The sequence below is a fragment of the Paraburkholderia phenazinium genome (assembly GCF_900142845.1).
Classification (GTDB): domain Bacteria; phylum Pseudomonadota; class Gammaproteobacteria; order Burkholderiales; family Burkholderiaceae; genus Paraburkholderia; species Paraburkholderia phenazinium_A.
The window spans coordinates 2,016,774-2,040,016 of sequence record NZ_FSRU01000001.1 but is presented as its reverse complement, the minus strand read 5'-3'; the positions used below and the strand labels follow the sequence as shown (position 1 = coordinate 2,040,016).

Sequence of the window (23,243 nt, the reverse complement as noted above, 5' to 3'; positions counted from 1 at the left end):
ATCGCGCGCTTACTGCTTACTCCAGCCAGACGCCGTCGAACCGGTGACTGCCGAGCGGTGAAAACACCAGCCCCTTCACCCGCGTCGAAGCAGGCAGCGACACGATGGAATGCGCGATCGGCGTGTAAGGCACCTGCTGCTTGAAGATCACCTGGGCCTGCTCGTAAAGCGTCGTGCGGACGGCGGTATCCGAACTAGAACGGGCTTTGACGATCAGCGCGTTGAAGGCGGGATCGCACCACTTCGACACGTTGCTGCCATGCACCGCGTCGCAACCGAGCAAGGTGCCGAGCCAGTTGTCCGGATCGCCGTTATCGCCCGACCAGCCGTACAGAATCGCGTCGTGCTCGCCGCCCTGCTTCGCACGGCGGTTGTACTCACCCCATTCATAGCTGACGATCTTCGCGCGCACGCCGATATTCGCCCAGTCCTGCTGGATGAGCTGCGCCATCAACTGGGCATTCGGGTTGTAGGGGCGCTGCACCGGCATCGCCCACAGGGAGATGTCGAAGCCGTTCGGAAATCCCGCCTGCGCCAGCAATGCCTTGGCCTTCGCAGGATCGTAGGGCGCATCCTTCAACTGCTTGTCGTAGGACCACTGGGACGGCGGCATCGGATTGGTCGCGACGGTGGCGTTGCCGGCGAACACGGCTTTGATGATGGCGGGCTTGTCGATCGCCATATCGAGCGCACGTCGCACTTCGACGCGGTCGAGCGGCGTGTGCTGCGTGTTGTACGCGACAAAGCCGACATTGAAGCCCACCCCGGAGATCAGCGTCAGATCGGGGTTGCGTTTGACGACCTCCAGATCCGCCGGACGCGGGAACGCCGACACCTGGCACTCGCCGCTTGCGAGCTTCTGCACGCGCACACCCGGATCCGGCGTAATGGCAAAGATCAGATGCGCGAGCTTCACGTCTTCGGGGCGCCAATAGTCGGGGTTGGCGTCGTAGCGGATCAACGCATCCTTCTGATACGAGCGGAACACGAACGGACCCGTGCCCACCGGCAACTGGTTGATGTCGGCCTCGCGATGCGCGGTGCTCAGTTGCGCCGCGTATTCCGCGGACAGGACGGAGGCAAAGGCCATCGCCAGATTGCGCACGAAGATCACGTCCGGCTGCTTCAACTGGAAGCGCACCGTATAGTCGTCCACTTTATCGATCCGCTCGAGATTCTTGTCGAAGCCCAGATCGCTGAAGTACGGGAAGCTCGTCGGATAAGCCTTGCGGAACGGATCGTCGGGATTGAGCATGCGGTTGAATGTGAACAGCACGTCGTCCGCGTCGAAATCGCGGGTGGGTTTGAACCACGCGGTGGTGTGAAACTTGACGCCATGCCGCAGATGGAACGTGTAGGTGCGCTGATCGTCGGACACGTCCCAACTGGTCGCGAGCGCGGGCTCGAGGTCGAGCGTGCCGCGGCGAAACTGCACCAGTTCGTTGTAGACCGCGTTGCTGCTGGCGTCGAAATCGGTGCTGGTCGTATGCTGGCCCGGGTCGAAGCCCGCCGGGCTGCCTTCGGTACAGAACACCAGGGTGTTGTTACCGGCCGCGTTTGCCGGCGAGCAAACCGGGAATGCCGTGACAGCCAGGCTGAAAGATACGATCGCTAAAGACGCGCGAACCGCGCGGCGCAAGACAGGCATGGCATGCTGGAAAGAACGCTTGATCATGTGGGATTGGGCAGAAAACGCTAAGCGATCGGGCGACCGTGGCCGGAAATTTTCATTCCGACGGCGTTCAAGTACTACGAATAAATCCGTAGATCGATATGCGAGATGAAGCTAAGGCGCTGAAATCCAGGTGCACGCTATGCATTCGAGAAATCGATATTGGCGCGCGCCGACGGCCATTTGCATACTCGTTGCGTTCAACTTCCCTATTCCAATGCCATGACGCTTTCCCTTGACCACGTTGTGATCCGCGTGCGCGATCTCGAGCAGACCATTGCCGACTATAACGAACTCGGCTTCACCGTCCAGCGCGGCGGCACGCACGCCGACGGCGCGACGCACAATGCGCTGATCGGTTTCGCGGACGGCAGCTACTTCGAGTTGATTGCCTTTCTGCGCGACGCACCCGAGCATCGCTGGTGGGATGCGGACTATCGGGTTGGCGACGGACTGGTCGATTTTGCGCTGCTGCCGGGAGCGGTGCAGACGGTGATCGATGCCGCGCGGCAGCGTGGACTTCAATACAAAGGGCCGATCGACGGCGGACGCGTGCGGCCGGACGGTGCGCGTCTCGCGTGGCAACTGGGCCGGTCCCCGACACCCGACCTGCCGTTTCTCTGTGGCGACGTTACGCCACGCCATCTGCGCGTGGCCGAGGGTGAGGTGCGCAGCCATCGCAACGGTGCGCGCGGTGTGTTGGCCCTCAACATCGCCGTGCGCGATCTCGATGCCAGCCTTGGCCGGTATCGTGCGCTGCTGGGGGAGTCGCTCCAGGTGCATCGGTCGGCATGGCCTGGTCACGGCGTGTCGTTCGCAAGCTTGCCGATCGGCGATGCGACGCTCACGCTACTGAGTCCATCGGGTAGCGCGAACGGGTCGGCGCTCGCAACCGAGGTTCAGGATCGGCTGGCGTCGCACGGCGAAGGCGTCTTCGGGGTGGTGTTGCACGGCGCGGCGGGTGCTCCGCCGCGCGGGCTGCCGCTCAATCTGACGCATGGCGTCGGTCTCGAACTGCTGTCCACGGACAACGCCAAACCCGCACGAAGCTAAAGCGGCGCGACGGCCGTGGGCTCAGCGCGCGCGCCGCTACGCCTTAGCGCTCCCGCCTACGGCCACCGTGGACAGGTCCTTCTCAAACAGATACCCTGGCGGCTCATCCTCACCAAAGTCATGCGCCGACAGCAACGTATAGCCATGGGTCCGATACAGCGCGATGGCCTCCGGCTGACGGGGTCCCGTACCGAGGTACACCCGCGTATAACCCTGGCGAACGGCCTGCGCCTCCAGCTCCGCCAGAATGCGACGCGCCAGGCCCTGACGGCGATGGTCGCGGCTGGTCCAGATGCGCTTGAACTCGGTGGTGCCCGGATCCTCATGGCGCATGAACGCCCCACCCGCTATCGCCACTCCGTCGCGCAGCAGCAGCACGAAGGCGCCATGCGGCGGCGCGAACGCCTCAACCGGATAGCGCTGCATTTCCCGGGCGATCTCCTCCGCATCGATCAGGCCTACATAACGACTGCTGTATTCATAGGCGAGCTCATCGAACAGCGGCCGGGCCAACGGGTCGTGCACCGAAACGTAAACGAAGCGCTCGTCGGGCGCGGTTTGAATCGGCCGCGAAACAACAGAAGCGGAAGTAGCGTGTGTCATAAGGTCAATCGTTCGATCCATCAAAAAACGCGCCGCAACCAGGCAACCACTAGGCCGCGACCGGTTCGCGCGCGGCCTCGGGCCGCCAGCCCAGTTCCGGTGCGATGCGCGTGACGAAGTCCTCGAGAATCTGCTGATAATTCTCGAACGGCAAATCATACGGCAGTTCGAGGCGCAGTTCGCGGACCTGCGCCACCACCGGATCGTCGAGCAGACGGCTGACGATCTCGTCCGCCGTCCCGACGAGATCGGGTACGAACAGCGTGCGCCGCTCGCCGTGCGGCGTCAGCGTGCGCGCGTGGCGCCCCTCGGCGAACTCGCGATAGCGCTGCCGCGTGCGGGCATCGGCGCCGTCGACCGGCACGATCACACGCCCCAAGGCGATCCGCGGCGCCCGGGCTTCCGTCCAGTGCGAGCGGAACAACTCAAGTTGGCTTAACTGCGCGGTGCGGTAATCGTCCGTCCCCTCACCGGTGGTGATGTTGCCGATCAGCAGATTGAAGCCGTTGCGACCGGCCCATTCGATCGAGCGCCGCGAGCCGCCGCCATACCAGAGCCGCTCGGTCAGACCCGTCGCATAGGGCGTCACGCGCGGCCGCACGCGGCCTGCCGCCGATTCGATGAAGCTGTCCTCATCGCCCAGCCATTCTCCCGCGAGATTGCGGCGCAGACGTTCGATGCGCGCGTGCGAGAAATCGATCAGTTCGGGATTCGCGTCGAACAGACGGTCGCCGAGCAGGATGCCGTGCGCCGGCGCACCCGCGCTCAAGCCGACATTCAGGCGTCCTCTAGACAGGACATCCACCGTGGCAAGATCCTCGGCGAGCCGGAACGGGTTCTCGTAGCCCATCTGGATCACCGCCGCGCCGAGTCCGATGCGTGTCGTACGCTGGCTCGCAGCGGCGAGGAAGGTGGCCGACGAGGACACCGCGCGTTCCAGATGACGCTGACGCACCCACGCGCTGTCGTAACCAAGGGCCTCGCCGACGCCGAACAGATCGAGCGATCGCTCAAAGCCGGCGAGCGGCGCATCGTCCGGGTAATTGCCCGGCGTCAGGAAAGCAAGGTGATCAATGCGGACAGCACACATACGCTACCTCGGTGGTTGTTCTGGAGAAGCATCGAAGCAGCCGGTTGGTCGCGGCCTTTCTCGTAGCGCATACGCTCACAACACCTTCGACAAAAATTCGCGGGTGCGCGCCTGAGCCGGATTGCCGAGCACGCGTGCCGGCGGACCGGATTCGACGATGCGTCCGCCGTCCATGAACACGATCGTGTCGGCGACTTCCCGCGCAAAGCCGATCTCGTGCGTGACAATGATCAGCGTCGTGCCCGAGCGCGCGAGCTGGCGAATCACGTCGAGTACCTCGTTGACCAGCTCAGGATCGAGTGCCGAGGTCGGTTCGTCGAACAGCAGGACCTTCGGCTTCAGCGCCAGCGCGCGCGCAATCGCCACCCGCTGCTGCTGGCCACCCGACAACTGGCGCGGCCAAGCGTCGGCCTTGTCGGCGAGTCCCACGCGCGCCAGCAGCGCACGCGCTTCGGCCTGAGCCTGCGCGCGCGGCACGCCCGAGGCCAGCGGCGCCTCGACAAGATTGTCGAGCACGCTCAGATGCGGAAACAGGTTGAAACTCTGGAACACCATCCCGACATCGGCGCGGCGCCGCTGCAGGATATCCTTCTCCTTGAGCTCGTAGAGCGTGCGTCCGTCGCGGCGATAGCCGATCAGCTCGCCGTCGATGTCGATGAAACCGTCGTCGACGCGTTCGAGATGGTTGATCGAGCGCAGCAGCGTCGACTTGCCCGAGCCCGACTGACCGAGAATCACCGTGACGCTGCCGGACGGAAACACGAGCGAAATATCGTCGAGAACTTTCAGCGTGCCGAAGCTCTTCGACACGTTATGAATACCCACCTTGCCGCCGACACGCCGCTGCGCCCAGCCGCTAATGCCTGCATCGGCATCGGCACCGGCAGCGGCACTCTCAGCGGCCGCAGAGCCGGCTTGCGGCCCCGCTTTCAGCGCATCTTCCCGCCGCGCGGCGCGCACGCTCCGCCACCGCCTCAACAGCGCGCTAAACCGCGACACCGCCACCTGCTCGCGTGTCGCGCCGCGTGCGTAGTAGCGTTCGATATGAACCTGAATCGCCGACAAGGCCGTGAGGATGATCAGATACCAGATGGTCGCGACCATCAGCAAAGGAATCACCTCCAGGTTGCGGTGATAGATGATCTGCACCGTGTAGAACAGGTCCGGCATCGCGAGGATGTAGACCACCGAGGTACCTTTGGCGAGACCAATGATGTCGTTGAACGCGGTGGGCAGGATCGCGCGCATCGCCTGCGGCAGCACGATGCGGCGCACCTGGCGGGCGCCCGGCAAACCGAGCGCCGCGGCCGCCTCGCGCTGTCCGTGGTCGACGGAGAGAATCCCGCCGCGGATCGCTTCGGCCGAAAACGCCGCGTGGTTTAACGTGAGGCCCAGCACGGCCGCAAAGAACGGACTGATGAGATCGGTGGTCGATTCGCTCAGCAGTGCGATATGCGTAAACGGCACGCCGATCCAGATCGTCTCGTACAGATAGCCGAGATTGTTCAGCAGGAGCAGCAGCACGATCGGCGGAATCGAGCGGAACAGCCAGATGAAGGCCCACGCACAGCCGGCCAGCAGCGGCGAACGCGACACGCGCGCCAGCGCCAACGGCGTGGCCAACGCGAAGCCGAACAGCGCGCCCAGCCCCGTCAACACGAGCGTGCGCCCGAGCCCCTCGAGCACCGGCGCGGCGAAAAACCACTGCGCGAAGACGCCCCAGCCCCAGCGCGGGTTCCCCAGCACCGAGTTCAGCACGATCACGATCAGCGCGATCGCCAGCACGGTCCCTGCCGTGCGCGCGTGATGTCGAGCCGGAACGATCCGGTAGTGTGCGTACTCCGGACCGGCTGCATCGTCGCTCACGCGGCCCGCGTGGCCAGGGCCGACAAACGGCTGAGTGGTGTCGCTCATGATTGCGTCCTCCTGCGCTGCGCGCCGTCAGTCATGCCGTTTCCGCGGCCGCGTAGCGGCTTTCTCGTCGCGGCAGTCCGAGATGATCGCGCAGCGTGGCGCCGGCCAGCGTGCGGCTGTAGCGGCCGCGCGCCTCCAGCGCCGGAATCACGTAGCGAACGAAATCGTCGAAGCCCTCGGCCTGCACCGGGAAACCGAGGATAAAGCCGTCGGCCGCGCCGGCGTCGAACCAGCGGATCAATTCGTCCGCGACCTGCTCGCCGGTGCCGATAAATTGCGGCTTCGGCGTCGTTACTTCCAGCGCGACCTCGCGCAGCGTCGAACCCTTCTTCTGCGCTTCGGACTTGATGCGATCGGTGGTCGAACGGAAGCTGTTCTTGCCCAGCTCGCCGAGATCGGGGAACGGCTCGTCAAGCGCATATTGCGTGAAGTCGTGATGTTCGAAGAAACGGCCTAGATACGCGAGCGCTTCGTCCACCGTGATCAGGTCGCGAATCACACGATACTTCGCCTCGGCTTCCTCCAGCGTCGCGCCGACGATCGGGCCGATGCCCGGGAAAATCTTCACGTCGGTGGCCGCGCGCCCATGCTCGAGCGCGCTTTGCCGCACGCTCTCCGAGAACGCCCGCGTTTCTTCGAGCGACGGCGAATGCGTGAACACCGCATCCGCGTACTTGCCGGCTAGCGCGATGCCGGAATCCGATGCGCCGGCCTGGAAAATCACCGGCTGCCCCTGCGGCGAGCGCTGGATATTGATGGGCCCTGCCACTTCGAAGAAGCGGCCCTTGTGATCGAGCGTACGCAGCTTCTCGCGGTCGAAGAAACGTCCACTGTCGCGCTCGCGCACGAAAGCGCCATCGTCCCAACTGTCCCACAGGCCCTGCACCACTTCGAGATATTCGTCGGCGATCTCGTAGCGCAGTTCGTGATCCGGATGCTCGCCGCCATAGTTTTTCGCGGAACCCTCGAGCGGCGACGTCACGACGTTCCATCCCGCGCGGCCGCCGCTGATGAGGTCGAGCGAGGCGAACTGCCGCGCCACCGTAAACGGATGGCTGTACGACGTCGACAACGTGCCCGCCAGACCGATCTTCGTAGTCGCGGTCGCGAGGGCCGAGAGGATCGAGATCGGTTCGAAGCGGTTCAGGAAGTGGGGAATTGATTTCTCGTTGATATACAGGCCGTCGGCTACGAACGCGAACGCCACGCCGTTGGCCTCCGCCTTCTGGGCGATACCCGTGATGAAATCGAGGTTGACGCTGGCATCGGCGGGGCCGGCGGGATGCTTCCAGGAATTCATATGGCCGCCTGCGCCATGCAGCATGATGCCGAAAGTGAGGTTTCGCTGGGTCATGTGGGGTCCGTTAGACAAAAATGAGCAGGGATGAGAGACGGGACAATCAGACGCGCGCGGCCTGTTCCGCACCGGCCAGCGCCTCGACCGAAGCGAGGCGCAGCGCGTAGTCCGCCACGGGGGTGTCGATCACGAATTCCTCGATGCCGAAGCGCTCGTGCAATACGTCGAGTTCCTGATGCACTTCGTCCGCCGTGCCGGTGATGACATGCGGGTGCAATTCGTCGAGCCGGTAGTCGCTTACACCGGTCTGCCGCGCGAATTCCGCCGCGGCCTCGGGACTGGGAAGGTTCACGCTCTGCCCCGTTGCAAGCCGCAGTTTGAAAATGCGCAGCGGACCGACATGACGCTGGGCCTGCGCTTTCGACTCCGCGGCAAACGCGAACAGCGCGAGCAGCGGCGTGCGTCCTGTCGCATCGCGATACGCAGCAATCGAGCGCTCGATGCTGTCGTTATCGCCATTGAAGTGACCGGCATAACAGAACTGCCAGCCGTGCTTCGCGGCAAGCAACGCGCTCTCAGGGCTACCGCCCAGCAGAATGCCCTGCGGTGCCTCAGGCGGCGTCGGCAATGCCACGGCGCCAGCGAGCGGATGATCTTCGGCTACACCGGACTTCAGGAACGCGTCGAGTTCGGCAAGCTGGTGGGCGAAATCAGGCTTCTTCGCCTTGTCGTGAAACCACTGCAAGGCACGCGTCGTAAGCGGCAAGCCGCCCGGCGCCTTGCCGACACCAAGGTCGACGCGGCCCGGCGCCAGCGACGCCAGCACCCGGAACGATTCGGCCACCTTGAACGGACTGTAGTGCTGCAACATCACGCCGCCGGAGCCGACGCGAATGCGCGACGTGCGCGCGAGCAGATGCGACACGACGATCTCCGGTGCGGAACTGGCGAGCCCTGGCGCGCCATGATGCTCGGCGATCCAGTAGCGTTTGTAACCCAGCGCTTCCGCACGCTGTGCGAGCCGCACCGTGAAACGCAGCGCATCGTGCGCGCTGGTTCCGTCGGAAATCGGACTTTTGTCGAGAATCGAAAGTGAGTAGGACATATCGATACCTCCCAGCGCACCGACAGGTGCGTGGGAAAAAGGTGGAAGAGATCTGCCGGGCGAGATCCGCTTGTTCCATTATCGCCATCAGGAACGAACCTCGTTCGAGCAAATTTTGCTATGCATATGAGTAAATCGTCAGAACGTATAGCGTGCACGCAAGTAGTAAAAACCACCGTCCTCGCCGATCGTCGAAGCAAAGGCGTCGTACTGCGCACCTTCGAGCTGTGCCGCATAAGGCAGCTTGGTCGGATAGACGTCGAACAGGTTGTTCGCCCCCACCGCTATCTGGAACCGCTTCGTCACGTCGTAACGGACCTCCAGATCGGTGGTGTAGCGCGCTGCATTCTCGAAGTGGATGAACTGCGTCGTCGAGAACGCATTGGGTCCGACGATGTAGGTCTCCTCGCTTGAGGTCGAACCAAAGCGCGTCTCGTGCAGGCTCACGCCCCACTTGTCGAGATGCCAGTTGCCGCCGATGATGATCTTGTTCTTCGGCGTCGCCGTGCTCAGCCACGCAATCTGCTGTGCGTTGAGTTCCGGCTGACCGTTGGCGCCGTTGGCTACCTGCGTGACCGAGGTGGTGTTCAGGTTGATGCCGAGATCCCAGTCCACCTGGCCATAACCGCCAAAACTGGTGTGCCAGGTACCGGACAGATCAATGCCACGGGTACGCGTGCTCGCACCATTCGTGAAGTAGCTCGCAGACACCGCCGACGCCGGGATCGACCCCGGTACCGATAGCCCGGCAGCCTCCATGGCGGCAATCGCCGCCGCGCCCGAGGCCGTGCCGCCTTCGACGATGCGGTTGCGGATGTCGATCTGATACGCGTCGATCGCCAGGTGCAGGTCCTTGGCAGGCGTCAGCACGAGGCCGAGGTTGTAGTTGGTCGACTCTTCCGGTTTCAGCGGCTGTGCGCCGATCAACTTTGCCGCCGCCGAGTTGGCCGCCAGCAGGCCGCTGACCGAAGCCGGCGATTCGTTGACATTGCTGTAGTACTCCTCAGCGAGTGACGGAGCGCGAAATCCGGTACTGACACTGCCGCGCACGGCGATCTGCGGCGTGAAGTCGTAACGCGTCGAGATCTTGCCGTTCGTCGTATCGCCGACATCGCTGTAATGCTCGAAGCGTCCGGCCAGATCCACCGTCCATTTCGGCGCGAGGTGGGTCGACAGGTCGATGTACGTGCCCAGCACGTTGCGCGAATTGTCGCTCGCGCTGACGGGCGCGAGACCCGGCAGCGCCTGGGAGCCGCCATCCAGATAGGAAGCCTCGTCGCCCGCCCCCACGGTGTAGGTCTCGCGCCGCTGTTCCACCCCAACCGAAACGTTCACCGGCGCCGGCAACAGCGGAAGATGGAAGGCGCGCGACAGGTCGAAGTTATTCGTCAGTTGCGTGTTGCTGACGGTGGCCAGATGAAAACTGGTCGGCGTATAGCCTTGCGCGGCATACAGTCCGGTGTTAGCCGAATTGTCCATGCCGATGCCTTCGTGGTCGCCGCCATAGGTCGAACTAAGATCCCACGACCAGCCGAACAGGTTCTGGCCTTTGATGCCGGACGTCACCGAATAGTCGTTCTCGTTGACCGTCTCCGTCGGCACGAAGCCGTTCGGATAGACCTCGGGAAGCACGGCAGGCGGACGGTAGTTCTGATAAGCCTCGGCATTGCGATGCGCATAGGTGCCGAAGCCGTACAGTTCGACATCGTCGCCGAGGTAATAGCCCGCATTGAAGCCCACCGACTCACGCGTGCTGGCCGGGTCGCCCTCGATCGGATTGTAGTAGCCATGCCCCGGCTGGAAGGTGCCGAAGTAGTCGTCGGGGCCGGTGCGCACCGTATGATTCTGGCGGTCGTATTCCGCCGCCAGGTCGAGGTAGCCCTTGTCGCCGAGATTCAGGCCGATATTGGCGGACTCGCCGTTCTTGAAGCCGTCGCCTGCATAGGTCTGGCCGTTGCTCGTCTGCAGCGATCCTCCATGCGAGCTCGTCTTCAGAATGATGTTGATCACTCCGGCGATGGCGTCGGATCCATACTGCGCCGAGGCACCGTCACGCAGGATTTCGACGTGGTCGATCAGCCCGACCGGGATCATGTCGATGTCGACGCCGGTCGACCCCTGGTTCAGGCCGCCGTCGAGCGCGATATTCGCCGTGGTATGGCGACGCTTGCCGTTCACCAGCACCAGCACGTGGTCCGGCGTCAGACCGTGCAGAGACAGCGCGTCGGTCAACTGCGCCGTATCGCCGGCATAGGTCTCCCGCGTGATCGACGACGACAGCTTGACGAGCGCATCGCGCAGATTGCTTTGCCCGGTGGCCTGCAACTGGGCCCCGCTGATCACATCCACCGGCGTCAGGCTCTGGCTCGCCTTCGTACTGGTGCGCGTGCCGGTCACCACCACGGTGTCCTGCTGCACGGTACCGGTTGCGGCGGCCTGCTTCGTGGCTGCCCGGCTCGTTGCGGATTGGACTGCGGCGGGCTGAGCGCCGTTGGCCGCCGCGGCATCGCTTGCCTGCGCCGGTGCAGCCGCGCTCTGCGCCCATGCGGCGCCGTTGCACGTAATCGCCAGCACAGCGGCGGATAACATCGTCCTGCGAAATCCGGTGGCGGCCTGACCGGCCCGACTCTTTCTATTACTGTTCCTGCGCATCGCACTGTCCCGTTGATTGTCAGCGAACACCACTCTCCCGCACACCGGTTGAACGCAACGGTGTGAGGAGCCATTTTTTAGTCATACTGATGATTTACAGCGGACCATCGACCAGGCAGCAAGCGCTGCCCGGTTATCGTTAGCTTTTTGGCAAGCCAGGCGGATTGGTTTGGGCCTTGTCGATCGCTTCGCTGCCCAGACTCCAGCGGTCGAGCACCTGCGTGTATTTTCCGCTGTGAATCAGATCGTTCAGCAGCAGCGTGACGGGAGCGGCGAGCCCACTCCCCTTGCGCGTCGTGACCGCCACATCGGCCAGAATCGGCCAGCCGCCGCTGATGGTGCCCACCGAGCGGATCCCGCCTTTCTGCGCCGCCTCGTAGGCGAGCGCCGAATTGACGCTCAGGATGACGTCGGCACGCCCCGAGCGCAGCGCCACGTCCCGCACGGCGATGTCGTCGTAGTACTGAACCTGCACCGGCTTCAGCCCATGCGCGACGTTGTCCTTGTCCCATGCCAGCAGGATCTTTTCCTGGTTCGTGCCGGAATCGGTAATCACACGCAGGCCCGCCACGTCCTTCGGTTCACGGATCGTTTTGATCGGGCTGGAATCCTTCACATAGAATCCGAGCACGTCGCGCCGATAGGTCGAGAAGTCGAACTTCTCCTTGCGCTCCTCGGTCACCGTGACGTTCGACACCACCGCGTCGACCTTGCCCGATTGCAAGGCAAGCGGCCAGTCTTCCCACGCGAGCGGAACGAGCTTCAGCTTGCGCCCCAGGCCGTCCGCGATCAGTTGCGACAGGTCCGGGTCAAAGCCCACCACGGTCTTTGCATCCGTCGCATACGCGCCAAGCGGTGGAAACGCTACCGTCAGGCCGATGACCAGTTCGTCTTTTTCCGCAAAATGAAACGTTGCAGGAACAGCCAGGATGGCTGCCGTGTCGGGCGTGGTCCGAACGCGGTTTGGCTGATCCGGACTCAGATTGAATCCGCTTGAGGTGGTGCCTGCCGCTTGTGCTGTGGCCGTCAAACCCATCGCCAAAGCGACGAGCGTAGCGGCCACTGCCGACAGAATCTTCCGGCTGTGTCTCATGAATGGTTATGCCCTGTTGAAATAGACAATGTGTGCCAGGCGCAGCGCGCTTGACTAGCGTTGGCCGAGCGGTTCGAGCTGGACCAGATCGCTCAGCGAATCCGTGCGGCCGGGTTCCAGCAGATCCTTGCCGAACGGCAGACGAAAATGAACCTCGGGCGGAATCGAAGGATCGAACAGGCGCTCGTAACCCGCGCTCACATAAAGTCCCGCTGCCTCGGGTTGCCTGAAGCCTGTGGTCAGATAGACGCGGCGATAGCCCTGCCGCAACGCACGTGCTTCGAGTTCCTGCACGACGCGACGGGCCAGCCCCTGACGACGCTCGCCCGCATGCGTCCAGATACGCTTGAGCTCCGCGGTCGTTGCGTCGTAGCGTTTGAACGCACCGCCGCCGACCGTCTCGCCGTCGCGTACGATCACGATGAACGCGCCTTCGGGCGGCGCGAATAACTCGGCCGGATAACGCACCAGCTCTTCGCTCGCCAACGCGGCACTGTTCGGCCGAAACTCGGCATAGCGTGTCGCGTACTCGACCTGCAGTCCATCCAGCAGGGGCCGCGCAAGCGGATCCGACAACGTGGTATCGATAATGGTGTAGGTCATGGCAGATAGGGGCTATTTCACGGCCCCGCTGATCCTGTCGTTGAATTTCTATGCCGTTCGACCTGAATTTCCGTCGAACCGAAAATACGATAACAGGCAGTCAATCTGCATTGAACCAAACATTTAACGAATCGTTATTCCGCACAATCCGTATATATTATTTATGTGCCGATTCACGTGCGGCAATGCGATTTTCGTCGCTCGCGCAGCGCGTTGTGCTGCAACCATGAGTGGGATGGGCATTCCAGCAGGTCACCTAACTTTGTATCTGTTCAGGACAGCGACGGGTCCATCGGCGCGTTCGCCTGCAAACAGGCCCACAGTCGCTGGGCAACCGGACCTTGTGCCCCGTCGCTGCGTCGAGCGGCCACCACGCCGGGCTCAGTGCCCCAGGCCGGTGGCGGCGATCTGCTGCTCCACGTACTGCGCGAAGAGGGCGTGCAGATGCGTCGTCGGATGCAGGTCGTCGGCGAACATGTAGGTCTGGTCTGCGTTGGCGCTCACGTAGGTGGCCGGCGAGCACAGCAATGACGTGTCATCGGGCGTTTTCGAAGGATCGCAGGCCTGGCCCGTGTTCGATACGGAGAAGCCATTCGCCTGGAAGTTCGCGATGATCCCGTTCAACCACGTATAGGCATCCACCTGGATGACCTTGCTTTGCACGCCGTCGGTCTGCAAGGCGCTGTTCAGCGTACTGTTGAAGAGCTGCGATAGCTGGGTGTAATTCGCGCCGCCATCGGACTGGGAGAGACCGTCCGGCGAGAGTCCGATGTTCGGCAGATTGACCACCACCACATGCGTGGCGCCGTTCTGCACGATCTGCGCCACCAGTTGCGCAAGCGTGGTTGCCGCGGTCTGCACAATGCTCGATCCGGCCGGCGGCGCCCCGGCCCGCAGCACATCGTTCGCGCCGGCCCAGACGAGCACCAGTTGATTCGAGTTAAAGCTGCCGTGTGTGCCCAGATAGCTCGACACCTGCTGATTCATCGGCATTTCGACGTTGCCGATCACGTCGGTCAGGAAGTCGTTCTGGTCCGCGGGCGTCGCGACCGTGGCGCCGCCCTCCGCATAACCGAGGCCGCTCTGCGCGCTGAGCTTATGCGTGAAGTCGATCGTGTACGCGGCGCTTAACGTGCCGCCGTAATACTGTGCGACGTTCTGCGTCCACACCTGGCCGGGGTTGGTCGTGAAGCGCCCGCCGCCCACCGCGCTGGCGAGCGGCGCATAAGTCCCGACGTCGGACAGGCTGTCGCCGAACGAGACCACTTGCAGATTGACGCCGCCTGGCGCCGTGGACGTGCTGCTACCCGAACTGCCGCCGTGGCCGCCACCGCCGCATGCCGAAAACAGTGAAATCGCCACGGAACAAATTGCAACGCGTACCTTGCCATGGATTGCTCGCATTACCACTCCTCGTTGACCAGCCGGGGCGCCGGGGCCGCTACGCGGCCTGAAGCCGCGCGTCGTCCCTCACCAATCCTTACCTCGTAGCAAAAAGCGTGCGCCGACGCGGCTGGGGTACGTGCGAGCCGCAAAAACGCCATGTGGATTTTCTTGGCGCATTTTTAACTAACCAGTTAGAATACTGCCGGAACGAAGCTTCGGGAGCGCTCACGCGCATCCCGTTTCTCTCGCCTCTACGATGATTCCCTGGAGAACGACGTGTTACGGCGCAAGTTTTTGTCGTCAATGATCTTGATGGCTGCAGGCATTGCGGTGGCCAAGGCCCGCGTGATTTTCGGCGGCATGCCGTGGTTCAAGGATCCGGTGGTTCTGCCCGAGCCCGTAGTGCCGGATGGCTGGAAATTCTTCACAGCCGGCGAAGTCGCAGCCGTCGAGGCGATCGCCGACCGGCTGATTCCCTCGGACGAATTGAGCATCGGCGGCAAGGAAGCCGGCTGCGCGCTCTTTATCGACCGTCAATTGAGCAGCGACTACGGCCGCGCGGCCACGCAGTATCGGCTGGGCACCTTCAAGCCGGGCACGCCGAGTCAGGGACCGCAAATCAAGGACACGCCGGCCGAACGCTATCGCGCCGGCCTGAAGTCGCTCGACGACCACTGCAAGCAAACCTTCGGGGGCACAGCCTTCAGTGCACTTGCAGCCGAACAGCAGGACAGCGTGCTGAAACAGCTCGAAGCAGGCGAACTCGCACTCGCCGGCGTCGATGCAAAAGCCTTTTTCAACCTGGTCTTGCAGAACGTGCGCGAAGGTTTCTTCGCCGACCCGATCTACGGCGGCAACAAGGACATGGCCGGCTGGAAGATGCTCGGCTTCCCCGGCGCCCAGTATGACTTCCGTGACGTGATCGGTCGTCAGGGCGAAGACCTGAAGATCATTCCGATCAGCCTCATCAGCCGCAAGAGCTGAGGCGCGCGCTGTTTCCCGTGCAGCCCGACTGCACCCCCACTGCAACAAGCGGAGAATCACATGGCACTCAAACGTGCTAAAGCCGACGCTGTGATCGTCGGGCTCGGCTGGGCTGGCTCGCTGATGGCGAACGAACTGACCCTGGCCGGTCTGAACGTGGTCGCGATCGAACGCGGCGCCTGGCGCGACACCAGCAGCGACTTCCCCACCACGGTCGACACCGACGAACTGCGTTTTGCGACGCGCCGCGCGCTGATGCAGCCGCCTGCCATCGAAACGCTCACCTTCCGCAACACGCCAGACCAGACCGCACTGCCGCTGCGCGACTGGAACACCTACCAGTTCGGTATCGGCGTGGGCGGCGCAGGCACGCACTGGAACGGCATGACGTGGCGTTTCCAGCCGAACGACTTTCAGACCTACTCGAACACGGTCGAACGTTACGGCAAGGGCAAATTCCTCGAAGGCATGCAGGTGCAGGACTGGGGCGTGACCTACGCCGACCTCGAACCGTTCTACGACAGGTTCGAACGCCTGGCCGGCACCTCGGGACGCGCGGGCAACATTCAGGGCAAGATCCAGGAAGGCGGCAATCCGTTCGAAGGGCCGCGCCATCGCGACTATCCGCTGCCGCCGCTCGAGCGCACACGTGTCGCCACCCTGTTCGACAAGGCCGCGCGCGGTCTCGGCTATCACCCGTTTCCGGTGCCGGCGGGCAATACCTCGGGTGCGTATGTGAACCCGCTCGGTATTCACATGGCGCCGTGCACGTACTGCGGCTACTGCGAATTCTTCGGCTGCGGCAACTGGTCGAAGAGCAGCCCGCAGGCCTGCATCATGCCCGCGCTCATGCAGCGCAAGAATTTCAGCGTGATCACCGAGTCCGAAGTGCTGCGCGTGAACCTCGCCGAAGACAAGAAGACGGCCACAGGCGTCACCTTCGTCGATCACGACAACAACGAGTGGGAACAGCCCGCCGACATCGTCGTGATCTCGGCCTATCAGATGGACAACGTACGCCTGATGCTGCTCTCGGGCATCGGCAAGCCTTACGACCGCGATACGGGTGAAGGCGTGGTGGGACGCAACTACGCGTATCAGACCATCTCGGGCGCGTCGATCTTCTTCGAGAACGAGCGCCTCAATCCGTTCATCGGCGCAGGCGCGCTGGCGCAGGCCATCGACGATTTCAACAGCGACAACTTCGATCACAGTGAGCACGATTTCATCGGCGGTGGCGTAGCGCTCGTGCACTCGACCAACGGCCGGCCCATCGGTCTCGCCAATGGCGTGCCGCCCGGCACGCCGCGCTGGGGCAGCGAGTGGAAGAAGGCGTATCAGCACGCTTACCAGAACTACAACTCGATCTACGTGATGGGCAACAGCTATCCACATCGCGACGTGTACCTCGATCTCGATCCCGAGTACAAGGATCGCTTCGGCCGGCCGTTATTGCGCGTGACCTTCGACTGGATCGAAAACGACAAGCGCTCGGCAAAGTTCATGGCCGACAAGTCGGAAGAACTCGGGCACGCCATGGGCGCGAAAACCGTCGTGCGTAGCGAACCGACCGCGAAGCCGTTCTCGCCGATGGACAACCTGTCCTCGCACACCACAGGCGGCGCGATCATCGGCGACGATCCGAAGACGAGCGCGCTCAATCGCTACCTGCAAAGCTGGGACGTGCACAACACCTTCGTGGTGGGTGCGTCCGCGTTCGCCAACAACGGTGGCTACAATCCAACCGGCACCGTCGGCGCCACCACGCTGTGGGCCGCGGAAGCGATCAAGACGCAGTATCTGAAGTCGCCTGGCCCCCTGGTGAGGAGCTAGAAAGTGCGCGTCAAGACACTCATTGGTTCATTCAGCGCGCTGGCACTCGCCGCCGCTTTCCTTGCGTGGAATCATGCAGGCGAGGTGCATGCTCAGGACACGCCCTCCGCGCATAGCGCATTGAACGCGCCTGCTGCGAAGGCCGCGTCGCCCGTTTCCGCAAACGCAGACGGGGACGCCGACTCGGCCGAACGAGGCCTGTATCTGGCCCGCGCCGGCGACTGCATTGCCTGTCACACCGCCGAGGGCGGCAAGCCGTTTGCAGGCGGCCTGCCGCTGCAAACCCCGTTCGGCAAGATCGTCGCGAGCAATATCACGCCCGACAAGGACACCGGCATCGGCACCTGGAGCGACGCCGAGTTCATTCGCGCAGTCAAGGAAGGCCGCGGCAAGCACGGCGAATACCTCTATCCGGCCATGCCCTATACGGCCTACGCCAAGGTCAGCGATCAGGACCTGCGCGACATCAAGGCATATCTGGATACCGTGCCGTCGGTGCACAACAAGGTCGAGGCGAATCAGTTGCCCTTCCCGTTCAACATCCGCATGCTGATGTTCGGCTGGAACCTGCTGTTCTTCGACAAGACGCCCTTCAAAAACAACGATAAGCAGTCCGTGGAATGGAATCGCGGCGCCTACCTGGTGCAAGGGCTCGGACACTGCGCGTCCTGCCATACCGCGAAGAACTTCCTTGGCGGCGATGAGGCGGCATTGCAAGGCGGCTCGCTGCAGGGCTGGTACGCACCGGAAATTACGAGCAATCCGTATACGGGCCTGGGCAACTGGTCGACGGAGGATATCGTCGAGTATCTGCATACAGGCGGCAACGCGCGTAGCGTCGCATCGGGTCCGATGGCGGAAGCGGTGAGCAACTCGCTGCAGCATCTGAGTACGGCGGACCTGCATGCCGTCGGCGTATATTTGAAGAGCTTCCCGGGCTCGGACCGCAAGGCGCCGGCTGCACGCGACGCGAGCGACGCAACGATGACGCTCGGCCACTCGCTCTTCATGGCGAACTGCGCGGCCTGCCATCGCTCGTCGGGTCAAGGTGTAACGGGAATGGTGTCGTCACTGGCGGATAGCGCAGGCGTGCGCGCACCCGATCCCGCCAATATGCTGCGCACAATCCTGATCGGCAGCCGTGGCGCCGTCACGCAAAGCAATCCGACCGGCGCGGCCATGCCGAACTTCAGCTGGAAACTGACCGACGCCGATATCGCAGCCGTCTCCACGTATGTCCGCAATAGCTGGGGCAATGCGGCGGCGCCGATTTCCGCGGACGACGTCAAGAAGGTTCGCGGCAGTCTTGGCGCTCAATCGGCGATTGGGGTGGCGCAAAACCAGTAGGACACCGCAGCATGCAAAGGAACGGCTCCGGGCGCGGTTTATGCCACCGCGTGCGCAGCCGCTCCGTGCGCCGCGTGCCGGTTGGCCGGCCGCTTGAGTCCAAGATTCTCGCGCAACGTACGGCCCTCGTATTCGCTGCGGAATAGCCCACGCCGCCGCAACTCGGGAATGACGAGCTCGATGAAATCGTCGAGCCCCGCCGGCAACAACGGCGGCATGACATTGAAACCGTCCGCGCCGCCGTTGACGAACCAGGCTTCGAGCTCGTCGACGATCTGCGCGGGCGTGCCCACCAGTTGCCAGTGCCCGCGTGCGCCCGCTACTCGCAGGTAGAGCTGGCGAATCGTCAGGTTCTCGCGCCGTGCCAACTCCAGTGTCAGCACCTGACGGCTCTTGCTCGCATTCGTCTCGGGCAATTCGGGGATCGGACCATCAAGCGGATAGCCGGACAGATCGAAGCCGCCGGTCAGTCCCGAGACGAGCGCCAGGCCCACCTTGGGGTCGACCAGCGCCTGCAACTGTTCGAACTTCTCCTTCGCTTCGCTTTCGCTGCGGCCCACGATCGGAAAGACGCCCGGCATGATCTTCAGGTCGTCGGGATGCCGTCCATAGCGCGCGAGGCGTCCTTTGACGTCCGCATAGAAAGCGACGGCGTCGTCCAGTGTCTGCTGCGCGGTAAAGATCACCTCCGCCGTACGCGTCGCGAGTTCCTTGCCCGCTTCCGACGAACCCGCCTGCACCACCACCGGGTGACCTTGCGGCGCACGGGCCACGTTAAGCGGTCCCCGCACCTGGAAGAAACGGCCCTTATGGTTGAGTACGTGCCGCCGGGCCGGATCGAAGAAGCGCCCTTGTGCCTTGTCGCGCAGAAAAGCGTCGTCCTCCCAACTGTCCCACAGGCCTCCCACGACCTCGGCGAATTCGATGGCGCGCTCGTAGCGCTCCGCATGATCGAAGTGCGAGTCGCGGTTGAAGTTCTTCGCCTCATGCTCGTTCGAAGACGTCACCAGATTCCATCCGGCGCGCCCGCCGCTAATGTGATCGAGCGACGCGAACTTGCGGGCGATATGGTACGGCTCGTTGAAACTGGTCGACGCCGTGGCCACCAGACCCACGTGGTCCGTGACGGCTGCCAGCGCCGACAGCAAGGTAATGGGTTCGAATTGCGCCACGTAGCTGTGCGCCGTGCGGCTGAGAAAGTCCACGTTGTCGCCCCGCGTGCCGGCGCCGTCGGCGAGAAACAGCAGATCGAACTTCGCGGCCTCCGCAGCCTGGGCAAGCCTGACGTAATGTCTGAAGTTGACGCCGGCATCGGCCTGCGCCTCGGGATGGCGCCATGCGGCAATGTGATGCCCGGCAGGGTAGAGAAAGGCGCCGAGGCGCAAATGGCCAGTGCGTTTGGTCATGGTGATGGACGGTGGAAATGAAGTTTCAGCGTGAACGCCTAGGCACTCTTCTGCCACACACGGGCGTTATCGGGCCGCGCGAGACCGAGGTGTTCGCGCAGCGTGCGGCCTTCGTATTCGGTGCGGAAAATGCCGCGCTGCTGCAGCAGCGGCACCACGCCGTCGGCGAAGTCCTGCAGGCCACCCGGCAGCACATCGGGCATCAGATTGAAACCATCGGCCGCGCCCGCCTTGAACCAGTGTTCGATGTCGTCGGCAATCTGCTCAGGTGTCCCGACGATCACGCGATGTCCCCCACCGCCCGCAAGCGAGCGGATCAACTCGCGCACCGTAAAGCCGTGCCGCCGCGCCTGCGCGATCGTTGCGTGAAAGAACGTATGGTTGCCGTTGCCGCCACCGGGCAAGGTGAGATTGTCGGGCAGTTTCTCGTCGAGCTTGAGCCTGTCTGCCGGAATACCCAGCGTACCGGCGAGGCGCGTCAAGCTATAGCTCCAGGGAATCAGGTCGACCAGTTCGTCGCGCCGCCGCAAGGCTTCGCTTTCCGTGGCGCCGATGATCGTCGTCAGGCCCGCCAGCACCTTGACGGCGTTGCGTCCGTAAGCGGCGGCACGGGCCTTCAGTTCGCGTCCATAGGCAAGCGATTCGTCGAACGACTGCGAGGCGGAGAACACCGCTTCCGCATGGCGTGCCGCCAGATCGCGGCCATCCGGCGACGCACCCGCCTGCACCAGCACCGGATGTCCCTGTGGCGAGCGCGGCAGATTCAGCGGCCCCTGTACGTCGAAATACTTGCCGTGATGCGCGATGGGATGGATCTTGTCGGCGTCGACGAAATGCCCGTTGATCTTGTCGCCAATGAACGCGTCGTCTTCCCAGCTATCCCACAGCGCTTTCACCACTTCGGTAAACTCTGCCGCCCGTGCGTAGCGCTCGGTGTGGTCCGGCACCGCCTCGCGGCCGAAATTGCGCGCCGAGCCGAGATCGGCGGTCGTGACGACGTTCCAGCCGGCACGCCCTGCGCTGACGTGATCGAGCGTCGCGAAACGGCGCGCGATGTTGTACGGCTCGTTGTAACTGGTCGAAGCGGTCCCGATCACGCCAATGTGCGACGTCGCCGCGGCAATGCTCGCCAGCAGGACGGTCGGTTCGAGCGCCGTGATCGGCCGGAAGCCGATCTGGTCGGCAATCGACGCGTTATCGGCGAGGAACACGGCATCGAATTTGGCCGCCTCGGCAATCTGCGCGACGCGCACGTAATGGGCCACGTCGATGAACGCATGCGGGTCGGCCTCTGCGACGCGCCATGCCGAGGGAACAAAGCCCGAGTGCAGGATATTGATGTTCAGATGCAACTGGCGCGGCGGCTGCGGGCCTGCAGCGTGGCTCATGTGAAAGTCTCCGTGGCGGGATCAGCTTTGCCCGCTTCGCGCGGATGAGCGCGAACCAAAGCGGGAGCGGGCAGCGTGGCCGTCGAACACCGGCCTGACCGTAATCGCAGACCGATAACTTTGCCAGGCAGCGTCAATGAACTTTCGGAAAGCCGTGGCGCTCAGCAAGCAACGCGAGAATGCGCTGGGTGTCGGTGACAAAGCGTGTTTCGCCTAGCGTCTGCACATCGTCGGGCACCGCTCCCTCGTCGCCGAGGATCAGCACGGGCAAGCCCTGGTGATCCGCGTCGAGCGCCTGGATCGCCACCTCGCGCGGCCGTGCAAACGGCAAGCGCTGGATATCGAGGCTCGCGGTCTTCGCGGGGTCGCTGGCGAGCAGTCCTTCGATCGGCGCGCCGTGCGGGCAAATGAAGCGCTCGCCGGGGTACTTTGGATCGGTAAAGCCCGGTTCAAGGAGTAAGAGGAGGTCTCGGCTCATGATGTGCGGCAGTCCAGAAGGGGATCAGTCGAACGATTCTCAGCCCTTGCATGGCATTGCGCCACGAATAAATCCGCACAACGATATGCGCTCCGCAACTTAGCGCGATACGACGGATGCCCTGGCGTCGGGCATCCATCCTCCCCTTCGCAAGGCATAAGCTTCCAACAAAAAATTCGTTGCATCGCACCGACGAAACTCTAATGTAATGGGTCCGCCCTGCTTCGCCGCACCCGAGTCCCATGTCACCCCACGCCGAAACGATTGCCGACTGGCTGCTATCCGGTCTCGAACTGAAAAGTACGATCTTTCACGTCGGTCAATATTGCGGCGCCTGGCAAGCATCGACGGCGGGACGCCATCGCGCCAGCTTCCATCTCGCGCTGCACGGCGAATGCTGGCTGCACCTGCCCGCCAATGCGGAGCGCGCGGCGCAAAGCCTGCGCCTCGCGCCCGGCGACGCCGTGTTCCTGCTGCACGACATGCCGCATTGCCTGTCGCCGGATCCGCGCCCGCCGGCAAGCGGCCATGAAAGCGAACGGATCGGCACGATGTCGCCGCTGACCTCGCCTGCGGATGCGCTCGCGCCCGCCGACGGCAGCGTGGGGATCGCCTGCGGCTTCTTCGAGTTCAACTCGGGACTCGACGATATGCTGCTCAGCCTGTTGCCCGATCACATCGTGGCGCGGCGCGACAATCCCTCACTCGATGGCGCACGGGCGATCTTCGATCTGATTCGCGCCGAAGCGCTGCGCGACGTGCAGACCCCGTCTCCGCTGATCGCCCGTCTGACCGACCTGCTGTTCGTCTACGTGCTGCGTGCGGTGGCCGGACGCGACGAGATTGCGCCGTGCTTCTGGTCCTTGATGCGCCGCCCGGAATTTGCCCCGCTCGTCGCGGCGATTATCGAGGCGCCCGCCGAACGCTGGACCACCGATACGATGGCGAGCTTCGTCCACATGTCGCGGGCGCGCTTTTGCAAGCAGTTCGTCGATATCTCCGGCCAGCCGCCCGCCCAGTTCGTCACGCTGGTCCGTATGAAAATGGCCGCGGCCATGCTGCGCGGCGGCTCGAGCATGCCGGATGCGGCCGAACGGGTCGGCTATCAGTCGGAGTCGGCGTTCGCGCAGGCGTTCAAGCGCGTCACCGGCGTACAGCCTGGCGCGTATCGCCGCCGCGCCGTGAAATCCCCTGAAAAGCAGGCTCCAGCCGCCATAAATAGGCCGGTCGCCGCACTGCATTGAGCGAAGCGCGGCGAGTTGCACCACCGCGCCGCTCGAAGCTGGACAAACTCGCAGGATTCGCAGACAGGCGCGCATTGTTCCGTCACGCTTGCCGG

Annotated in this window: 18 protein-coding genes; 5 read left to right on the top strand and 13 right to left on the bottom strand. The window is 63.5% G+C overall.

What is annotated here, in order from left to right; translation table 11 throughout:
* Nucleotides 1-16: 16 nt before the first annotated feature.
* On the bottom strand, nucleotides 17-1,675 hold the full coding sequence (locus BUS12_RS08895) for an ABC transporter substrate-binding protein (protein WP_074295354.1): 1,659 nt from the start codon (nucleotides 1,673-1,675) through the stop codon (nucleotides 17-19).
* Between the two features lie 219 nt (nucleotides 1,676-1,894).
* On the opposite strand from BUS12_RS08895, the gene BUS12_RS08890 reads away from it, so the two are divergent.
* Complete coding sequence (locus BUS12_RS08890) at nucleotides 1,895-2,725, top strand: VOC family protein (RefSeq protein WP_074295353.1); 831 nt, start codon at nucleotides 1,895-1,897, stop codon at nucleotides 2,723-2,725.
* 36 nt (nucleotides 2,726-2,761) lie between these two features.
* Here BUS12_RS08890 and BUS12_RS08885 read toward each other — a convergent pair whose 3' ends face one another.
* From BUS12_RS08885 to BUS12_RS08845, 9 genes are all read right to left on the bottom strand, one after another.
* Nucleotides 2,762-3,328: a GNAT family N-acetyltransferase gene (locus BUS12_RS08885; RefSeq protein WP_074295352.1), complete on the bottom strand. Its 567-nt coding sequence runs from the start codon at nucleotides 3,326-3,328 to the stop codon at nucleotides 2,762-2,764.
* Between the two features lie 49 nt (nucleotides 3,329-3,377).
* Nucleotides 3,378-4,418 (bottom strand): LLM class flavin-dependent oxidoreductase, encoded by a 1,041-nt coding sequence (locus tag BUS12_RS08880; RefSeq protein ID WP_074295351.1) that lies wholly within the window; start codon nucleotides 4,416-4,418, stop codon nucleotides 3,378-3,380.
* Nucleotides 4,419-4,493: 75 nt separating this feature from the next.
* On the bottom strand, nucleotides 4,494-6,332 hold the full coding sequence (locus BUS12_RS39635) for an amino acid ABC transporter permease/ATP-binding protein (RefSeq protein WP_074295350.1): 1,839 nt from the start codon (nucleotides 6,330-6,332) through the stop codon (nucleotides 4,494-4,496).
* 31 nt (nucleotides 6,333-6,363) lie between these two features.
* A complete protein-coding gene (locus BUS12_RS08870) occupies nucleotides 6,364-7,686 on the bottom strand; it encodes an LLM class flavin-dependent oxidoreductase (RefSeq protein ID WP_074295349.1) in 1,323 nt (440 codons plus the stop codon).
* A gap of 46 nt (nucleotides 7,687-7,732) precedes the next feature.
* Nucleotides 7,733-8,734, bottom strand: coding sequence for an LLM class flavin-dependent oxidoreductase (locus BUS12_RS08865; RefSeq protein WP_074295348.1), 1,002 nt, complete (start codon nucleotides 8,732-8,734; stop codon nucleotides 7,733-7,735).
* A 138-nt stretch (nucleotides 8,735-8,872) separates the two neighbouring features.
* Nucleotides 8,873-11,323 (bottom strand): TonB-dependent receptor plug domain-containing protein, encoded by a 2,451-nt coding sequence (locus BUS12_RS08860; protein WP_171991617.1) that lies wholly within the window; start codon nucleotides 11,321-11,323, stop codon nucleotides 8,873-8,875.
* Nucleotides 11,324-11,525: 202 nt separating this feature from the next.
* Nucleotides 11,526-12,479 carry an ABC transporter substrate-binding protein gene (locus BUS12_RS08855; RefSeq protein ID WP_074295346.1) on the bottom strand — a complete coding sequence of 318 codons (954 nt, stop codon included), beginning with the start codon at nucleotides 12,477-12,479 and terminating at the stop codon, nucleotides 11,526-11,528.
* Between the two features lie 54 nt (nucleotides 12,480-12,533).
* On the bottom strand, nucleotides 12,534-13,082 hold the full coding sequence (locus BUS12_RS08850; protein WP_074295345.1) for a GNAT family N-acetyltransferase: 549 nt from the start codon (nucleotides 13,080-13,082) through the stop codon (nucleotides 12,534-12,536).
* Between the two features lie 381 nt (nucleotides 13,083-13,463).
* Entirely contained in the window at nucleotides 13,464-14,486 is a 1,023-nt protein-coding gene (locus BUS12_RS08845; RefSeq protein WP_074295344.1) for an SGNH/GDSL hydrolase family protein, read from the bottom strand.
* Nucleotides 14,487-14,780: 294 nt separating this feature from the next.
* Between BUS12_RS08845 and BUS12_RS08840 the strand changes: the two genes are divergently transcribed.
* Genes BUS12_RS08840 through BUS12_RS08830 form a run of 3 tightly spaced genes read left to right on the top strand, consistent with a single transcriptional unit; the run spans nucleotide 14,781 to nucleotide 18,632 of the window.
* A complete protein-coding gene (locus tag BUS12_RS08840; protein WP_216352703.1) occupies nucleotides 14,781-15,452 on the top strand; it encodes a gluconate 2-dehydrogenase subunit 3 family protein in 672 nt (223 codons plus the stop codon).
* 60 nt (nucleotides 15,453-15,512) lie between these two features.
* Nucleotides 15,513-17,285: a GMC family oxidoreductase gene (locus tag BUS12_RS08835; protein WP_074295342.1), complete on the top strand. Its 1,773-nt coding sequence runs from the start codon at nucleotides 15,513-15,515 to the stop codon at nucleotides 17,283-17,285.
* 3 nt (nucleotides 17,286-17,288) lie between these two features.
* Nucleotides 17,289-18,632: a cytochrome c gene (locus tag BUS12_RS08830; RefSeq protein WP_074295341.1), complete on the top strand. Its 1,344-nt coding sequence runs from the start codon at nucleotides 17,289-17,291 to the stop codon at nucleotides 18,630-18,632.
* 38 nt (nucleotides 18,633-18,670) lie between these two features.
* Here the strand turns inward: BUS12_RS08830 and BUS12_RS08825 are convergent, their stop codons facing one another.
* From BUS12_RS08825 to BUS12_RS08815, 3 genes are all read right to left on the bottom strand, one after another.
* Nucleotides 18,671-20,038: an LLM class flavin-dependent oxidoreductase gene (locus BUS12_RS08825; protein WP_074295340.1), complete on the bottom strand. Its 1,368-nt coding sequence runs from the start codon at nucleotides 20,036-20,038 to the stop codon at nucleotides 18,671-18,673.
* A gap of 38 nt (nucleotides 20,039-20,076) precedes the next feature.
* Nucleotides 20,077-21,426, bottom strand: a complete 1,350-nt coding sequence (locus tag BUS12_RS08820; RefSeq protein ID WP_074295339.1) for an LLM class flavin-dependent oxidoreductase — start codon at nucleotides 21,424-21,426, stop codon at nucleotides 20,077-20,079.
* Nucleotides 21,427-21,559: 133 nt separating this feature from the next.
* Nucleotides 21,560-21,904 carry a DUF3088 domain-containing protein gene (locus BUS12_RS08815; RefSeq protein ID WP_074295338.1) on the bottom strand — a complete coding sequence of 115 codons (345 nt, stop codon included), beginning with the start codon at nucleotides 21,902-21,904 and terminating at the stop codon, nucleotides 21,560-21,562.
* A 242-nt stretch (nucleotides 21,905-22,146) separates the two neighbouring features.
* Here BUS12_RS08815 and BUS12_RS08810 point away from each other — a divergent pair, with 242 nt between their 5' ends.
* Nucleotides 22,147-23,148: an AraC family transcriptional regulator gene (locus BUS12_RS08810; protein ID WP_074295337.1), complete on the top strand. Its 1,002-nt coding sequence runs from the start codon at nucleotides 22,147-22,149 to the stop codon at nucleotides 23,146-23,148.
* Nucleotides 23,149-23,243 lie beyond the last annotated feature (95 nt).

Coding starts and splice junctions, on each gene's coding strand:
- BUS12_RS08825 (WP_074295340.1), bottom strand. CDS start 20,038: ATGACCAAACGCACTGGCCATTTGCGCCTCGGCGCCTTTCTCTACCCT.
- BUS12_RS08885 (WP_074295352.1), bottom strand. CDS start 3,328: ATGACACACGCTACTTCCGCTTCTGTTGTTTCGCGGCCGATTCAAACC.
- BUS12_RS08880 (WP_074295351.1), bottom strand. CDS start 4,418: ATGTGTGCTGTCCGCATTGATCACCTTGCTTTCCTGACGCCGGGCAAT.
- BUS12_RS08810 (WP_074295337.1), top strand. CDS start 22,147: ATGTCACCCCACGCCGAAACGATTGCCGACTGGCTGCTATCCGGTCTC.
- BUS12_RS08840 (WP_216352703.1), top strand. CDS start 14,781: ATGGCTGCAGGCATTGCGGTGGCCAAGGCCCGCGTGATTTTCGGCGGC.
- BUS12_RS08865 (WP_074295348.1), bottom strand. CDS start 8,734: ATGTCCTACTCACTTTCGATTCTCGACAAAAGTCCGATTTCCGACGGA.
- BUS12_RS08895 (WP_074295354.1), bottom strand. CDS start 1,675: ATGATCAAGCGTTCTTTCCAGCATGCCATGCCTGTCTTGCGCCGCGCG.
- BUS12_RS08820 (WP_074295339.1), bottom strand. CDS start 21,426: ATGAGCCACGCTGCAGGCCCGCAGCCGCCGCGCCAGTTGCATCTGAAC.
- BUS12_RS08855 (WP_074295346.1), bottom strand. CDS start 12,479: ATGAGACACAGCCGGAAGATTCTGTCGGCAGTGGCCGCTACGCTCGTC.
- BUS12_RS08860 (WP_171991617.1), bottom strand. CDS start 11,323: ATGTTATCCGCCGCTGTGCTGGCGATTACGTGCAACGGCGCCGCATGG.
- BUS12_RS08890 (WP_074295353.1), top strand. CDS start 1,895: ATGACGCTTTCCCTTGACCACGTTGTGATCCGCGTGCGCGATCTCGAG.
- BUS12_RS08815 (WP_074295338.1), bottom strand. CDS start 21,904: ATGAGCCGAGACCTCCTCTTACTCCTTGAACCGGGCTTTACCGATCCA.
- BUS12_RS39635 (WP_074295350.1), bottom strand. CDS start 6,332: ATGAGCGACACCACTCAGCCGTTTGTCGGCCCTGGCCACGCGGGCCGC.
- BUS12_RS08850 (WP_074295345.1), bottom strand. CDS start 13,082: ATGACCTACACCATTATCGATACCACGTTGTCGGATCCGCTTGCGCGG.
- BUS12_RS08835 (WP_074295342.1), top strand. CDS start 15,513: ATGGCACTCAAACGTGCTAAAGCCGACGCTGTGATCGTCGGGCTCGGC.
- BUS12_RS08870 (WP_074295349.1), bottom strand. CDS start 7,686: ATGACCCAGCGAAACCTCACTTTCGGCATCATGCTGCATGGCGCAGGC.
- BUS12_RS08845 (WP_074295344.1), bottom strand. CDS start 14,486: ATGCGAGCAATCCATGGCAAGGTACGCGTTGCAATTTGTTCCGTGGCG.